General features: G+C 70.2%; 17 protein-coding genes. 7 read left to right on the top strand and 10 right to left on the bottom strand.

Going from position 1 to position 15,190, the window contains the following annotated elements; all coding sequences use genetic code 11:
* Positions 1-95 precede the first annotated feature (95 nt).
* Positions 96-863 carry a glucose 1-dehydrogenase gene (locus M2165_RS01730; RefSeq protein ID WP_280812936.1) on the top strand — a complete coding sequence of 256 codons (768 nt, stop codon included), beginning with the start codon at positions 96-98 and terminating at the stop codon, positions 861-863.
* The gene (gene treF / locus M2165_RS01725; RefSeq protein ID WP_280812935.1) at positions 860-2,470 is read left to right on the top strand and encodes an alpha,alpha-trehalase TreF; all 1,611 of its coding nucleotides are present in this window, start codon (positions 860-862) and stop codon (positions 2,468-2,470) included. The genes M2165_RS01730 and treF overlap by 4 nt, the downstream gene beginning before the upstream one ends.
* A 7-nt stretch (positions 2,471-2,477) precedes the next feature.
* On the opposite strand, the gene arsH is transcribed toward treF, so the two are convergent.
* From arsH to M2165_RS01700, 5 genes are all read right to left on the bottom strand, one after another.
* On the bottom strand, positions 2,478-3,233 hold the full coding sequence (gene arsH / locus M2165_RS01720; RefSeq protein ID WP_280812934.1) for an arsenical resistance protein ArsH: 756 nt from the start codon (positions 3,231-3,233) through the stop codon (positions 2,478-2,480).
* Complete coding sequence (arsC, locus tag M2165_RS01715) at positions 3,193-3,615, bottom strand: arsenate reductase (glutaredoxin) (protein WP_280812933.1); 423 nt, start codon at positions 3,613-3,615, stop codon at positions 3,193-3,195. The genes arsH and arsC overlap by 41 nt, the downstream gene beginning before the upstream one ends.
* Complete coding sequence (locus tag M2165_RS01710; RefSeq protein WP_280812932.1) at positions 3,608-4,306, bottom strand: MIP/aquaporin family protein; 699 nt, start codon at positions 4,304-4,306, stop codon at positions 3,608-3,610. The genes arsC and M2165_RS01710 overlap by 8 nt, the downstream gene beginning before the upstream one ends.
* A gap of 36 nt (positions 4,307-4,342) precedes the next feature.
* Positions 4,343-4,666: a metalloregulator ArsR/SmtB family transcription factor gene (locus tag M2165_RS01705; RefSeq protein ID WP_280812931.1), complete on the bottom strand. Its 324-nt coding sequence runs from the start codon at positions 4,664-4,666 to the stop codon at positions 4,343-4,345.
* Positions 4,667-4,787: 121 nt separating this feature from the next.
* The gene (locus M2165_RS01700; protein WP_280812930.1) at positions 4,788-5,306 is read right to left on the bottom strand and encodes a hypothetical protein; all 519 of its coding nucleotides are present in this window, start codon (positions 5,304-5,306) and stop codon (positions 4,788-4,790) included.
* A 287-nt stretch (positions 5,307-5,593) separates the two neighbouring features.
* On the opposite strand from M2165_RS01700, the gene M2165_RS01695 reads away from it, so the two are divergent.
* Both M2165_RS01695 and M2165_RS01690 read left to right on the top strand, forming a co-directional pair.
* The gene (locus tag M2165_RS01695) at positions 5,594-6,592 is read left to right on the top strand and encodes a MerR family transcriptional regulator (RefSeq protein WP_280812929.1); all 999 of its coding nucleotides are present in this window, start codon (positions 5,594-5,596) and stop codon (positions 6,590-6,592) included.
* A gap of 51 nt (positions 6,593-6,643) precedes the next feature.
* Positions 6,644-7,951, top strand: a complete 1,308-nt coding sequence (locus M2165_RS01690; RefSeq protein ID WP_280812928.1) for an MFS transporter — start codon at positions 6,644-6,646, stop codon at positions 7,949-7,951.
* 26 nt (positions 7,952-7,977) lie between these two features.
* Here the strand turns inward: M2165_RS01690 and M2165_RS01685 are convergent, their stop codons facing one another.
* Both M2165_RS01685 and M2165_RS01680 read right to left on the bottom strand, forming a co-directional pair.
* A complete protein-coding gene (locus M2165_RS01685) occupies positions 7,978-8,565 on the bottom strand; it encodes a YdeI/OmpD-associated family protein (protein ID WP_280812927.1) in 588 nt (195 codons plus the stop codon).
* 100 nt (positions 8,566-8,665) lie between these two features.
* Positions 8,666-9,619 carry an ornithine cyclodeaminase family protein gene (locus tag M2165_RS01680; RefSeq protein ID WP_280812926.1) on the bottom strand — a complete coding sequence of 318 codons (954 nt, stop codon included), beginning with the start codon at positions 9,617-9,619 and terminating at the stop codon, positions 8,666-8,668.
* 118 nt (positions 9,620-9,737) lie between these two features.
* On the opposite strand from M2165_RS01680, the gene M2165_RS01675 reads away from it, so the two are divergent.
* On the top strand, positions 9,738-11,033 hold the full coding sequence (locus M2165_RS01675; protein WP_280812925.1) for a flavin-dependent oxidoreductase: 1,296 nt from the start codon (positions 9,738-9,740) through the stop codon (positions 11,031-11,033).
* 13 nt (positions 11,034-11,046) lie between these two features.
* Here M2165_RS01675 and M2165_RS01670 read toward each other — a convergent pair whose 3' ends face one another.
* Positions 11,047-11,820 carry a helix-turn-helix transcriptional regulator gene (locus M2165_RS01670; protein ID WP_280812924.1) on the bottom strand — a complete coding sequence of 258 codons (774 nt, stop codon included), beginning with the start codon at positions 11,818-11,820 and terminating at the stop codon, positions 11,047-11,049.
* A 70-nt stretch (positions 11,821-11,890) separates the two neighbouring features.
* On the opposite strand from M2165_RS01670, the gene M2165_RS01665 reads away from it, so the two are divergent.
* Together M2165_RS01665 and M2165_RS01660 are read left to right on the top strand one after the other, a co-directional pair.
* Entirely contained in the window at positions 11,891-12,379 is a 489-nt protein-coding gene (locus tag M2165_RS01665; RefSeq protein WP_280812923.1) for a DUF3237 domain-containing protein, read from the top strand.
* 56 nt (positions 12,380-12,435) lie between these two features.
* Entirely contained in the window at positions 12,436-13,446 is a 1,011-nt protein-coding gene (locus tag M2165_RS01660) for a tripartite tricarboxylate transporter substrate binding protein (protein ID WP_280812922.1), read from the top strand.
* A 44-nt stretch (positions 13,447-13,490) separates the two neighbouring features.
* Here the strand turns inward: M2165_RS01660 and M2165_RS01655 are convergent, their stop codons facing one another.
* Together M2165_RS01655 and M2165_RS01650 are read right to left on the bottom strand one after the other, a co-directional pair.
* Entirely contained in the window at positions 13,491-14,216 is a 726-nt protein-coding gene (locus M2165_RS01655) for a VOC family protein (RefSeq protein ID WP_280812921.1), read from the bottom strand.
* The gene (locus tag M2165_RS01650; protein ID WP_280813159.1) at positions 14,213-15,181 is read right to left on the bottom strand and encodes a tripartite tricarboxylate transporter substrate binding protein; all 969 of its coding nucleotides are present in this window, start codon (positions 15,179-15,181) and stop codon (positions 14,213-14,215) included. Before M2165_RS01650 ends, M2165_RS01655 begins: the two co-directional genes overlap by 4 nt.
* Positions 15,182-15,190: the final 9 nt, after the last annotated feature.

Below are 15,190 nucleotides of genomic sequence, written 5' to 3'. Positions count from 1 at the left end.
TCATGCGCGCGTGCGGAAAAATGCCGTAACCAGCCGCGCGTCGATCGCCGTCCATGGCTGCGGGAACTCGACGCGGACGGGTTGCTCCATCGGCCATGAAGCTTGCAAACACCGCCGCGCTGGTGACCGGCGCCGGCCAGGGCATCGGCCAGGCCATCGCGCTCCAGCTTGCCGCCGAGGGGGCCGACATCGCCCTCAACGTGCGCGCCGACGACGAACGGGCACGCGCCGTGCGGGACGAGATCGTGGCCCTCGGACGCCGCTGCACGATCTATCCGGCCGACGTTTCCCGCGTGGCCGGGACGCGCGCCATGGTGCAGCAGGCCGGCGCGGATTTTCCGCAGCTCTGCATCCTGGTGAACAACGCCGGCGTCGAGCGCCATGCGCCGCTGCTGGAAGTGAGCGAGGACGACTACGACCTCGTGCTCGACGTCAACCTCAAGGGGCCGTTCTTCCTGATCCAGCATTTCGCGCGGTGGCTGCGCGCGGCCGGCAGGCCGGGGCGCATCGTCAACATCAGCTCGGTGCACGAGGAGCTGCCGTTCCCCAACTTCGCGCCCTACTGCGCGAGCAAGGGCGGGCTCAAGATGCTCATGCGCGACGCGGCCGTCGAGCTCGCGCCCTTCGGCATCACGGTCAACAACGTGGCGCCGGGGGCCATCCGCACGCCGATCAACGACGCGCTGCTGGCCAACGAGGCGCAACTGAAGGCGCTGACCGCGCAGATCCCGCTCGGCCGGCTGGGCACGCCGCCCGACGTAGCGAAGCTCGTGGCCTTTCTTGCGAGCGAGGACGCCCGCTACATCACCGGCACCACGAGCGTGGTCGATGGAGGCCTGCTCTGGAACTACACCGAACAATGAACGGCCGCGACCGCCAGGCCGAAGCCAGCCTGGCACCGCCGTGCGACCGTCTCACGCCCGCGGACCGCTACGAAGAGCTGTTCGTGGCCGTGCAGAGCGGCGGCGTCTTCGATGACAGCAAGACCTTCGTCGACTGCGCGCCGCTGCACGAACCCGAGACCATCCTGGCGCGCTACCGCGATGCGCGCAGGCGCGCCGGCTTCGACCTCGCCGCCTTCGTGCACGCGCATTTCCGCATCCCGAGCGCGCACCGCAGCGAGTACGAATCGGTGCCGGGGCAGGCGCTCGGCGCGCACATCGACGGTCTCTGGCCGGTGCTCACGCGACATCCGGTCGAGCATCCGCGCGGCGGCTCCGCGCTGCAGCTGCCGCACGCCTATGTGGTGCCCGGCGGGCGCTTCCGCGAGCTCTACTACTGGGACTCGTACTTCACGATGCTCGGGCTGGCGGAGAGCGGGCAGCACGCGCTGCTGCATGCGATGACCGACAACTTCGCCTACCTGATCGAGACCTTCGGCCATGTGCCGAACGGCACGCGCACCTACTACCTCAGCCGCTCGCAGCCGCCGGTCTTCGCATGGATGGCCGAGCTGTGCGAAGCGCATGGCGGACGGCCCGCCGGGGCCTACCTGGCCCAGATGCGGCAGGAGCATGCGTACTGGATGGCGGACGAGCAGCGGCTCGCGCGCGGCGAGGCGTCGCGGCGCGTGGTGCGGCTGCCCGACGGCAGCCTGCTCAACCGCTACTGGGACGACCGCGACACGCCGCGGGAGGAATCCTGGCTCGAGGACGTCGCCACGGCCGAGGGCGCGGACCGCCCCGCGAACGAGGTCTACCGCGACCTGCGCGCCGCCGCCGAGTCGGGCTGGGACTTCAGCACCCGGTGGCTGCGCGCGCCCGATCCCGCAGTGCCCGAGAGTCTGTCGCTCTCGCAGATCGACACGACGAGCATCCTGCCGGTCGACCTGAATGCCTTTCTCCACAAGCTGGAGCGCACCATCGCGCGCCTGAGCCAGGAGGCCGGCGATGCAGCCGCCGGCAAGGAATTCGAGCAGCGCGCCCAGGCCCGGCGCGATGCGATGGACCGCACGCTGTGGAACGGCATCGAAGGCGCCTACTTCGACCACGACTGGCGGCGCGGGCAGCAGCGCCGCTGCCTGACCGCGGCCACGGTGGCGCCGCTGTTCGCGCGCGCCTGCAGTTCACGCCAGGCGAGGGCGGTGGCCGCCACGGTGCAGCAGCGCCTTCTCGCGCCCGGCGGCTTTGCCACCACCGAATGCCGCAGCGGCCAGCAGTGGGACCGGCCCAACGGCTGGGCGCCGCTGCAGTGGATGGCCGTCGAAGGCCTGAGCGCATTCGGCCACAACGAGCTCGCCCAGGAGATCCGCAGGCGCTGGCTGCGCACCGTGTGCACGCTCTACCGCCGGGAAGGCAAGCTGGTCGAGAAGTACCGGCTGCGCGAGGTGCCCAGCGAGCACACGGCCGGCGGCGGGGGCGGCGAATACCCGCTGCAGGACGGCTTCGGCTGGACCAACGGCGTGACGCGCATGTGGGCCGGCCAGCGGGCGGACGGGCGCTGGGGCGACGTGGAGCGGTGCGGCCAGTAGCCGCGATTCAGAGCGCCCGCTGATTGACCCGCCTGGAAAGCGCCACCGCGCTCTCCTTGCGCTCGCTGTACCGGTCGACCAGGTACGCACTGACGTCACGCGTGAGCAGCGTGAACTTGAACAGTTCCTCCATCACGTCGACCACGCGGTCGTAGTAGCTCGAAGGCTTCATGCGCCCGTCCTCGTCGAATTCGAGAAAGGCCTTGGCGACCGACGATTGGTTGGGGATGGTGAGCATGCGCATCCAGCGGCCGAGCACGCGCATCTGATTGACCGCATTGAAGGACTGCGAGCCGCCCGAGACCTCCATCACCGCGAGTGTCTTGCCTTGGGTGGGCCGAACCGCGCCGACCGAGAGCGGGATCCAGTCGATCTGGGCCTTCATGATGCCGGTCATCGCACCGTGCCGTTCCGGCGAGGTCCAGACCATGCCCTCGGACCAGGCGGCGAGCGTGCGCAGTTCCTGGACCTTCGGATGCGTGTCCGGGGCACTGTCGGGCAGCGGCAAGCCCGTCGGATCGAACAGCTTCACCTCGCCGCCCATGGCTTCGAGCAGGCGGGCTGCCTCCAGCGTCAGCAGGCGGCTGTAGGAGCGTTCCCGAAGGGAACCGTAGAGCATCAGGAAGCGCGGGCGGTGCTGCGACGGCGAACGCGCGTTCAGTCGCTCCTGCGTCGGTACTTCGAAGAACTGGGTGTCGAGTGCCGGCAGGGCCGCATGGCCCTCAAGCACGGCGCGCCCCGGTGTCCACGACGAGTTCGCCATCTTCCTTGGTGAAGGGCGCCAGCTTGGGCACGGGCAGGATCTCGAGCACGGCTTCGGAGGGCCGGCTGAGCACCGTGCCGAGCGGTGTCGTCACGATCGGGCGGTTGATGAGGATCGGGTGCTGCTGCATGAAGTCGAGCAGTTGCTCGTCGCTCCACTTCGGGTCGTCGAGCTGAAGCTCTTCGTAAGGCGTTCCCTTCTTGCGCAGCAGCGCGCGCACGGTCGTTCCCATCGCGGCGACGAGTTCGCGCAGCTTGTCCTTGGAAGGGGGCGTCTTCAGGTACTCGATGACGGTCGGCTCGATGCCGGCATGCCGGATGAGCGCCAGCGTGTTGCGCGAGGTGCCGCAGGCAGGGTTGTGATAGATCGTGACGTCAGGCATTTTTGGATGGAGAAGTGGATGAGATGGCATCGGGTGCGACCGGTGCGCCGCTGAACATCCTGTGCACGGCCGCCGCCATGCCGGCGCCAACCAGTTCGGCCAGCACGAAGCCCGGCACGCTCGACGGCGCGATGCCGGCGAAGCTGTCGCTGAACATCCGACCGAAGGCCGCGGCCGGGTTGGCGAACGAAGTCGATGCGGTGAACCAGTAGGCGGCCCCGATGTAAGCCGCGACCATCGCGGCCACACGCGCTGCCGGCGCGCGCAGGATGACGAGCACGAGCCCGAAGGTGGCGACGGCCTCGGCGATCCACTGGCCGGTTCCGCCGCGCATCTTGGCCGAGAACTGCACGATGCCCATGTCGAACATCGCATGCGCGAGCCAGGCCCCGAGCATCGCGCCGACGAGCTGTACGCCGATGTAGGGCGCGAGCAGCGGCAGCGGCAGTTCGCCCCTGCCGGCCATCACCAGCGAAACCGCCGGATTGAAGTGCGCACCGCCGATGGGGCCGAACACTTCGATGAGGACATACAGCCCGCCGACGGTCGCGAGGGTGTTTGCCAGCAGCGCGACGGCGACGTTCCCGCCCGCCAGGCGTTCCGCCATGATGCCGGAGCCGATGACGACGGTCAGCAGCAGCGCGGTGCCGAGCGCTTCGCTGAGCAGCTTCTGTGGAATGGATGCAGCCATGTTCGGATCTTCGGGGCGGCCGTCACTTCGAAGGGGTCAGCACTTGCAGGACGCTGCGGATTCGGCGAGACACGCCTCGCCCTGGCAGCAGTTTTCGGTGAGGTATCCCAACACGCCGTTCATCTGGTCGTAGACGGCGCGATAGATGATGTTCCGGCTGGCGCGCTCCTGCGTCACCAGTCCGGCGCTCGTGAGCTCCTTGAGGTGGAAGGACAGGGTGGTCGCCGGCACGTTCAGCGCTTCTTGCATCACGCCGGGCGTCAGGCCTCTCTGGCCTGTGACGACGAGCGCACGAAATATCTGAAGCCGCAAGGGGTGGGCCAGTGCTGCAAGCGCGCGGATGACTTCGGTGGGGTCCATAGTTCGAGAATACTCGCACTATCGCATCAAATCAAAGATTCATCTTCGACACACAATGTGTGTTATGTCAAATGCAATGAAGGCAAGAAGGCGCCCCCGGTCGGAGGCGCCCCTCAGCCCCTCACGCGTAGCAAACAGCGCCAGCGCGCGCGGTCGGATCGGACGGCGTCCATTCGCCCGAGATCCAATCCAACCCGTCGATGCCCGCATCGCTCGCCTGCGCGATGCGCTCGTGCACGTCAGCGCCGACCGCGGCGGCGAACAGTTCGGCGACGTAGTCGGTGCAGTTGGGGGCGCCCGGCTCACCGAACAGCTTTGCCTCGACCCAGTCGAGCGGCGACAGCCCGCCAGCCGCATGCCCCGGCTGGACCCGCACGCGGGGATGCTGCTGCTCGAGGTACGCGACCAGGTAGCCGCCCAGCAGCGTGCAAAGATTGCGCGCATCGGGCCGCTCGAGGAAGGACGCGCGCTCGGGATTCAGCTGCGCCCTGATCTCGTCGAGCAGCAGGTTCACGCGCCGCAGGCTCGCGGGCCTGTGGTCGAGCTGCGCCTGGTGCAGCGCCCTCGGAAAGATCCAGCCCCCGTCGGGCTCGATACCGAAGGTGTAGCAGTCCAGCAGGTGGCGGGCTTTTTCGTTCATGGTTGCGTCTCGGTCGTTGGAAGAGACCTTGGACGGGGCAACATGCGTGCCGGCCGGCGGTGCGCGCTTGCGCCGACGGTTTTTAACACTTAGGTTTTACTTTTCAGTCATAAAACCGCGCCAGAGCGCGCTGGAAGACCATGGCGTCCCTTGGCGTTACGTTCGAACGTTACGGTTCTCGCCGTAACACGCCAGATCGCCTGAGCGTCTCGCTCGGCGTTTCGCCGAACATGCGACGTCCGCCGCATGAAAAAACAAACGGTAGCCCGCAACGCCACAATCCTCGCATGCGCATCAAAGTCGGCGACCTCGCCCGCTCCACCGGACTGACCGTCCGCACCCTGCACCATTACGACGAGATTGGCCTGCTCAAGCCGTCCGGCCGGTCCGACGCCGGCTATCGTCTCTATGCGGAGGGCGACGTCGCCCGCCTGCACGCCATCCAGGCGCTGCGGCATCTGGGCCTGGCGCTCACGGAGATCGGTCCGCTGCTCGATGGCAGCGAAGCGGCCCCCGAGCGCGTCATCGAGCAGCAGATGCATGCGCTGGACCATCAGATCCGTCAGGCCACCGAACTGCGCGAGCGGCTGGCGCTGATGCACGGCATGCTGCGCAAGGGCGGCAGCCCCAGCATGGACGACTGGGTGCAGACGCTGTCGATGATGACCACCTTCGGCCGCTACTTCGAGGCGGGCGAGCTGAAGCGCATTCTCGGCGCCTACGTCGACATCGAGCAGGATTGGCTGCAGCTGCAGGCGGAGGTCCGGCGCTACATGGACACGGGCCGCGGCGTCGATACTTGGGAATGCCAGGTGCTCACCCGACGTTGGACCATGCTGATGGTGCGCTGGATGGGCGGCAACTACGCGCTGATGGAGCGCTGGGGCGCCATGTTCCGCCAAGAGTCGGCGGTGCACGGGCAAGGCGGGGCGCCGCCCACGGACATGATGGCGTTCATGGAATCGGCCATCAAGCTGCGCATGCGGCTGATGCAGGCGCACTGCGGCGAGGTGGAATTCCGCTTGCCGCCCATGCCGGACGCCGAGGCGCAGAAGATCGAGGCCGCGGGCCAGGCCCTGCTCCGCGCGGGCGAGCGGCGCGATGGCGCGAAGGCGCGGGCGCTGCGCAAGCGCTGGGCGGCGCTGCTGCACAAGACCTGCGGCGCCAACACCGCGCTGCGCGACAAGCTCGCCACCCTGCATCTCGCCCATCCTCTGCTGCTGGCAGGCCTGCCGCTCGGTCGGGAAGTGCGCGAATTCCTTTCGCCCCTCGACGAAAGTGCTTGACCCTCACGTAGCGTGAGCCCGCACAGTCGGCCCCTGTTCCAGAGGACCGACATGACGACGAAAAAAACAGATCCGGCCGCACGCGCGGCCCTTTTTCAGGACCGCAATTTCCGCTGGCTGATGACCGGCAGCGCCATCTCGCTCATGGGCGACCAGTTCACCCTGCTCGCGCTGCCCTGGCTGGTGCTGCGCCTGACCGGCGACACCGTGGCGCTGGGCACCGTGCTGGCGCTGGTGGGCATTCCGCGCGCCGTGTTCATCCTGGTGGGTGGCGCCGTGGTCGACCGCTTCTCGCCGCAGCGCGTGTTGATGCTCACCAAGCACGTCAACTTGGTGCTGCTGGCGTTGCTGGCGCTGGGTGTGTGGCAGGGCGCGCTGACGCTGCCGGCGATCTACGCGCTGTCGCTCGCGCTGGGCATCAGCAGCGCCTTCAGCATCCCGTCCGGCACGTCGATCCTGCCGCATGCGCTGGCGCCCGCGCAGCTGGGCGCCGCCAACAGCGTGATGATGGGCCTGCGCCAGTTGAGCATGTTCCTCGGGCCGCTTGCGGCGGGCGTGCTGATCGCGCTGTTCGGCGACGGCTCGGGCGGCGCGCAGGACGCAGGCGGCATCGCCGCCGCCCTCGCGCTCGACGCACTCAGCTTCGGCCTCTCCGCCTGGACCCTGGCCCAGGTGAAGCTGCGCGCCCTGCCGGCGGACCCCGCGCGGCATGCGCCGATCTGGACTTCCGTGGTCAGCGGCGTGCGGCACGTCTGGGACGATGCGCAGCTGCGCACGCTCTACATCTACTGGGGCGCGGTCGCAGTGCTGGTGCTGGGCCCGTTGCACATCGCGCTGCCGGTGCTGGCGGAAAGCCGGCCCGGGCTGGGCGCCCAGGCCCTCGGGCTGATGGTGGGCGCGCACGGTGCCGGCACCTTGCTCGGCATGGTGATCTCAGGGCTGCGGCCGGGACTGCGCATCGGCACGCTGGGCACCAGCGTGCTGCTGGCCGACATCGTCATCGGGCTGCTGTTCGTGCCCCTGGGTGGCATCACCGCCGCCTGGCAGGGCGCCCTGCTGATGGTGCTGGTGGGGGTGCTCGGCGGCTTCATGCAGGTGTCGGTATTCACCTGGGTGCAGAAGCGCGTGCCGCCCGCCATGCTGGGCCGCTCGATGAGCCTGTTCATGTTCATCTTCATGGGGCTCTTGCCCGTGGCTTCGGCGGCTGCGGGGTGGCTGTTGCAGGTCGTGTCGTTGCCGCAGTTGTTCGCCGGGGCGGGATTGCTGTTGGTGGCGGCTGCGGTTCTGGCCTGGGTGGGAACGGCGATCCGCGGGGTCGACGATGCGGTGGTGGGCGGGAGCCTCGTGGGTCGGGAGTGAGCCCGCCATCGCAGGCGAAGCGCGTGTCATCCCGAAGTCGAGATGTGCACCGTCTCCCCGCGCGCCAGCATTCCCACCAGCTGCTCGATGCGCCTGGCGCGCGTCTCGGCCCTGACGGCCGTCTGGATGCGCCACAGCACGGCGTAGCGATTGGACGCGTTGATCGTTGCGAAGAAGGCCTTGGCCTTCGGCTCGGCTTCGAGCGCCACCAACAGATCCTCGGGCACGGCGGAGGTGCGCGCGCCGTCGTAGGCCCGCGCCCAGCGTCCGTCGGCCTTCGCAGCCTCGATCTGCGCAAGGCCCGGCGCCTGCATGCGGCCGGCCTCGATCAGCGCGTCGGCCTTGTCGACGTTGATCTTCGACCAGATGCTGCGCGCGCGCCGCGGCGTGAAACGCTGGAGAAAGTGCTGGTCGTCGAGGCCTTTCTTCTGGCCGTCGATCCAACCCCAGCAGAGCGCGATCTCCACCGCCTCAGGGTAGGTCACGCTGGGCGCATCGGCACCCCGCTTGGCGATCTTGAGCCAGAGGCCGTCGGAGCTGGCGTGGTTCTTCTTCAGCCAGGCCTCGAAAGCCTTGGCGCTCTTGAACAAGGTCGGGGATGGGGTCGCGCACATCGCGTGGAGTGTGCCGCAAGAGAGCCGGCGGCGGCGCCGCAGCCGGAGACAAGGAACACGCGACCTTGTCAGGCCGCTGGCCGCCGATTTCTCTCCGAAGTCATGCCTCCCCCGTGGCACGCACCGGCAGCCGCGTGTGGATCAGCTGCGCCAGCGCCACGTCCTCCAGCCCCACGCCGACGGACTTGTAGAGCACGATGTCGCCACCGCCCTGCCCTTGCCGCGCACGCGCACCGGCCGTGTCCGCCAGCAGCGGTCCGAGTTCCACGAGCTTGGCCGCGAGCGCCTCGGGACGCGCGGCCATGACGAGTTCGCCGGCCTCGCGCAGCGCCTGCGAGGCGGACTCCACGATCACCATCGACGCGCGCGCCAGCACGTGGTCGTCGACCTCGCGCGCCTGCGGCTTCGACGAGCCGATCGCCGCCACGAACGCGCCGGGCTTGAGCAGCGCGACGTCGACGAGCGGCGCGGTGGCGCGCGTCGCGGTGATCACGATGTCGGCATCGCGCACCGCCTGGGCCGCGTCCGTGGCGCGCGCGGGCACGCCGTACAGGCGCTCGATGTCGGCCGCGAACGCGTCGGCGCCGTCGATGGCGCACACCGCCACCTGCGAGATGCGCTCACGGTCGCAGAAGGCCTCGGCGTGGGCGCGCGCCTGCACGCCCGAACCGAAGATCGCCAGGCGCCGCGGCGGCCCCGCCGGCAGCACCGCATCGGCGACGACGCGGGTCACGGCCGCGGTGCGCAGCCGCGTGAGCTGGTTGCCCTGCACGACGCGCAGCAGCTTGCCCGTCGTGGTGGAGAACAGCGGAATGACGAAGTCGAACTGCCCGTCGAGCGTGGGATAGACCTTGGCGCCCGCGACCTGCGCCGCGCCGTAGATGCCGCCCATCATCGAGAGCGAAATGCCGCTGCCGTGGATGCGCACGCGGTCCTGGACCGACGACGCGCCGCGGCCCAGGTCGAGGAAGGCGGCCCGCATGGCCTCGATGGCCTCGTGCATGGTGATGGCGCTCGCCACCTCGGCGTCGCTGACGAAGATGCTGTGGTGCATGCTGATGAAAAGGAAGTGACGCTTTTCAGTCTAGGCGCGATGCGCGTGCCGGGGTCATTGCTTTTGAGGCATGGGTCATAGCGGCAGTGCATACCCTGCCTTCTAGGACAATCGCCCGATGACCCCTGCGTTCCACTCCCGCCCCGTCCTGATCGCCGGCGGCGGCATCGGCGGCCTTTCGCTCGCACTCACGCTGCATCAGATCGGCGTGCCCTGCATCGTCTTCGAGGCCGTGCCCGCCCTGCGTCCGCTCGGCGTGGGCATCAACCTGCAGCCGAACGCGGTGCGCGAGCTCTACGACCTCGGCATCGACCACGAGCTGCTCGACACCATCGGCATCCAGGCGCGCGAATGGGCGCTGGTCGGCCGCAACGGCAACCCGATCTACGCCGAGCCGCGCGGGCTGCTCGCGGGCTACCGCTGGCCGCAGTACTCGGTGCATCGCGGGCAGCTGCAGATGCTGCTCTATGCGCAAGCGCTGGAGCGGCTGGGCCCGGCGGCGATCCGCCTCGGGCAGCGCGTCGCCGGCTATGCCAACCACGCCGGCGGCGTGACCGCGACGGTCGAAGCGGCCGACGGCACGCGCAGCGAGATCGAGGGCGCGCTGCTCGTCGGTGCCGACGGCCTGCATTCGGCGATCCGCGCGCAGATGCATCCGGCGCAGCCGCCGATCCAGTGGGGCGGCGCGATCATGTGGCGCGGCACCACGCCGGGCGTGCCGGTGCGCACCGGTGCGTCCTTCGTCGGCGTGGGCTCGCTGAGGCACCGCGTGGTGCTCTATCCGATCTCGCCGCCCGACCCGGCCACCGGCCTCGCGACCATCAACTGGATCGCCGAGATCACGGTCGACAACGCCGACGGCTGGACCCAGGGCGACTGGAACCGGCGCGTGGCCATCGACGACTTCATCCACCACTTCGAGGGCTGGGACTACGGCTGGCTCGACGTGCCCGCGATGCTGCGCGGCGCAAGCGAGGTGTTCGAGTACCCGATGATCGACCGCGACCCGGTGCCCACCTGGGTCGACGGCAACGTGGCGCTGCTCGGCGACGCGGCGCACGTGATGTACCCCGTGGGATCGAACGGCGCGAGCCAGGCGATCGTCGATGCGCGCGTGCTCGGCGCGGCGATGCTCGCGCACGGCGTGAACGCGGCCGCGCTCCGGGCCTACGACGAGCGCCTCTGCGCCGACATCTCGGCGCTGGTGCTGCGCAACCGCGGCGCCGGGCCCTTCGGCATCCTGGGGTTGGTGGACGAGCGCTGCGGCGGCGTGTTCGACGACATCGATACGGTCGTACCGCCCGACGAGCGCGAGGCCTTCATGGCGCGCTACAAGGCGGCGGCGGGCTTCGCGATCGACACCCTCAACGCCGCGCCGCCGACCATCGCGCCCGGCGCACGCATCGGCGGCTGAACGCCGTCCACGCTCAGGCCGGCAGCATGAGCGCGAACAGCTCGCTGCGGAAGTGGATGCCGAGCCGCGCGAACGCGCGGTTGCGGTAGGTCTTGACGGTGGGCAGCGCGAGGCCCATGTCGGCCGCGATGCCTTCCTGCGTCATGCCGCGCAAGAGCCGCAGGCAGACCGCGAGCTCTCGCGGCGTGAGCGACGGGCAGCGCGCGAGCAGGCGCGCCTGCATCGCATCCGCGGCATCGATGCGTGCCAATGCGATGTGCTTGCGCGTCAGGGCCATCAGCAGCCGGCCCGCGGCGCCGAAGTCGGCCAGCTGTGCATCGCCGAGCGCGCGCTGGTGCGTGTGGCGGTAGAAGTTGACCGCGAACAGCGCGTCCTCGCCGGCCGGCTCGTCCTCGACCACCGACACGCGCTCCACCACGCCGTGCGCCTCGTAGACCTTGGCGCGGTGTTCCGCGGGCACCTCGCGCGCCGTGATGTGGCACACGCGCAGCAGCCGCGGCGTGCTGGCTTCGCGCAGCGTGCGGTCGCTGCGGATCGGGCCCGAGAGGTAGGCGCGCCAGCAGTCGCGCGTGGTGTCGGGCATGCCGCGGCTGCCGCTCAGGAAGATCGCGGGCCGCGCGCCGGTGCGGTAGACCGAGAACGATCCCACGGGCAGCGCCGAAGCCATCGCTTCGAGCAGCCGCGCGCCGAAGGCGGGTTCGCCGAGCGCGGGCACCACCGCCGGCAGGCACTGCGCCAGCGAGGCCGTGACGCCGTCGGCGGGGAGATCGGGAATCCAGGTGCGCATGGGCAATACGGGCAATCCCGTCATCTTCGGGGATGACAGCGCGGCCGGGCCACCGGGCTTACGCTAGGGCATGACTTCCGCCGCCCCACCCGCCGATCCCCTCGCCGCGCCTACGCTCGCGTGGTTCGCGGACGTTTCCGTCGACGTCGGCGAGCCGCTGGTGCTCGGCGACGGTCCCGCGGGGCTGCGCCGCGTGGTGCCGATCCTCGGCGGCCAGGCGCGCGGCGAAGGCTGGAGCGCGCGCGTGCTGCAAGGCGGCGCCGACTTCCAGCGCATTGCGAGCGAGACCGTCTCGGAGCTCGATGCGCGCTACGGGCTCGAAACCGATGCCGGCGATCGCATCTACGTGCAGAACCGCGCGCTGCGCACCGCGCCGGCCGAGGTGATGGCACGGCTGCTGCGTGGCGAGCCGGTCGATCCGGCCGAGGTCTATTTCCGCTGCACGCCCTCGTTCGAGACGACGAGCCGCGCGCTGCGGTGGATCACCGAGCGCCTGTTCGTCGGCGTGGGCATGCGCCATCCGGCGCGCGTGGAGATGCGCTTCTTCGTCCTGCAATGACCGGCGGCGCCCGCACCGGGCGCCCTCCCCGCTTTCACATCCAGAGGAGACTTCCCATGACGACCGCCCCTCGCTCGGCCGCGCGCCGCCGCGCGCTCATCGCCGCCGCCCTGATCGGCGCCACGGCCCTGCCCTTCGCCGCGCCGGCCTTCGCGCAGGCGGGTGCCTATCCGAGCCGGCCCGTGCGCTTGGTGGTCGGCTTCCCCGCCGGCAGCGGCCCCGACATCGTCGCGCGCCTGTTGGCGCAGAAGCTGTCCGAAGGCTGGGGCAACCTCGGCGTGGTCGTCGACAACAAGCCGGGCGCCGGCGGGCTGATCGCGGCCGCCGAGGTGGCGCGCGCGCAGCCCGACGGCTACACGCTGCTGCTCGGCGAGACCGGCCAGCTCGCGATCGCGCCGAGCAGCTACGGCAAGCTGCCCTACGACCCGAAGAAGGACTTCGTGCCCGTGAGCCAGGTCGCGACCTCGAACTTCATGCTGGTGGTCAATCCCGCCAAGGTGCCGGCGCGCAACATGCAGCAGTTCGTGGCCTGGAGCCGCGAACAGAAGGGGCTGTTCATGGGCACCTTCGGCGCCGGCACGCCGGGCCACTTCGGCGCCTACCTGTTCGGCGACGCGACCGGCCTCAAGCCCGAGCCGGTGCACTACAAGACCACCGGCGATGCGCTCGGCGGCCTCTTCAGCGGCGACGTGGCGGCCGCGTTCGCGAGCGTGGGCCTCTCGGCAGCGAACGTGAAGGCGGGCAAGCTGCTCGCGCTGGCCTCGAGCGGCGAGGCGCGCAGCGCCAGCCTGCCCGATGTGCCGACGCTGCGCGAGCAGGGCTATCCGCAGCTCGCGTTCAATGCCTGGTTCGGCGTGGTCGCACCGGCGCGCACGCCGCCCGAGGTGGTCGCGCAGCTCGAAACCGCGCTGCGCAAGGCGGTGCAGTCGCCCGACGGCAAGGCCCGGCTGGAGGAAGCGGGCTTCGGCGTGACGGGCACCAGCGCGCAGGACTTCGCACAAGTGATCGCGGCCGACACCGTACGCTGGGGCAAGGTGGTCGCGGCCACGGGCTTCAAGGCGGACTGACCCTCCGCTCCGTGGCGATTCCGGCGCGCCGATCGGCGCGCGCCTCAGGCGCGAACGACGGCCCCGTGCAGCAGCGCCGGATCGAAGGTCGAGCGCCCCTGCCCCGCATCGACCGCAAGCGTGATCGCGCAGGGCCCTTCGCCGCGCGCCCTGCCCGGCTCGACCTGCAGCACGACCTCGAAGCCCTGCAGCGTCACGCGCTCGCCGCGCACGGCATCGTCGCCGAGCAGCATGCGGTAGCGCGCAAGGCTGGCCGCCACGTCCTCGACCGCGACCTGCACGGCCGCGATGCCGCGCGCGCCGTTGGCATGGCGGCGCGGCTCGCCTTCGGGCACGCGCAGCTCGCGCGGCGTGATGTCGGCGCAGAGGAACGGCAGGTCGTGCCGCTGCTGGCGCGCCGAACTCCATGCGATGCGCACGCCGTCGGGCCGGTTGCGCGCGCCGGGCACGGCCGTGAGCTCGGACAGGCCGCGCGCGCGCGCGGCGGCCACGGCCGCATCGATGTCGGAAGGCAGCAGCGCGAAGTCGACCAGGCCCTCGCCCGCCGCGTCGAGCACGCGCCACCAGCGCTCCTCGGGCGACGGCGCCGAGTACGCGATCAGCTCGAGGTAGCTGCCGTCGTCGAACACGATCAGCGCATTGGCGGTGTTGCGGCCCGGATGCCGGCCGCCGGCGATCACGGTGAAGCCCGCGCGCCGGTAGTCGGCCACGGCCTCGTCGAGCGAGGCCACGACGATCACCACATGGTCGAGCGCCATCGGCATCTTCATTCCTCGAGCTTGAGCTTGGTCTCGCGCACGAAGGCGCCCCAGCGCTCGTACTCGGTGCGTGCATGGCGGTCGACGCCGGGCCCGTCGGTGGCCATGACCTCGAAGCCGGCCTGCGTGAGCTTGCTCTTGACCTCGTTCGACTGCAGCGCGGCGCGGAAGCCTTCGGTCAGCGCACCCAGCCGGTCGGCCGGCGTGCCCGCGGGCGCGAAGATGCCGATCCACGAATAGGCCTCGAAGCCCGGGAAGCCCGACTCGGCCACCGTGGGCACGTCGGGCAGCTCGGGCAGGCGCTTCGCGCCGGTGACGGCCAGCGGCTTGATCTTGCCGGCCGCGATCTGGCCCTTGAGCGCGGCGTAGCTCAGCAGCGTGAGCTGCGAGACGTCGCCGAGCACGGCCTGCACCGCGGGCCCGCCGCCGCCATAGGGCACGTGCAGCACGTAGATGCCGGCGCGGCGCTTGATGTCCTCCATCACGAGGTGGTTCATCGAGCCCACGCCGGTCGAGGCGTAGCTGTAGCGCGCGGGCTCCTTGCGAGCGCTCGCGATGAAGCCGCGCAGGTCCTTGGCGGGCACCGAGGCCGAGGCGCCGATCACCAGCGGAAAGCGCACCGCGAGCGTGACGCCCGCGAAGTCCTTGAAGGTGTCGTACGGCAGCCGCGGCTTGGCGATCGGGTTGATCGCATGGGTGTCGAAGCTCACCAGCACCGTGTTGCCGTTGGGCGCCGACTTGGCGACGTAGCTGGTGGCGAGCTGGCTCGCGGCGCCGGGCTTGTTCTCGACCACCACCGGGCGGCCCAGCCGCTTCTCGAGTTCGGGCTGCATGATGCGCGCCGCGATGTCCGTGCTGCCGCCCGGCGGGAAGGTCACGACCATGTGCAGCGGCGCGTCCGCAGGCTGCGCCGCCGCCCCGCGGGCCAGGCCCAGCATGGCCGCGGCCGCGAGGACCCGGCGTCGGTTGAATTGCATCTGCATCGT

It is taken from the genome of Variovorax sp. TBS-050B, assembly GCF_029893635.1.
Taxonomy (GTDB): Bacteria; Pseudomonadota; Gammaproteobacteria; order Burkholderiales; family Burkholderiaceae_C; genus Variovorax.
This window is presented reverse-complemented; position numbering and strand designations above follow the sequence as displayed.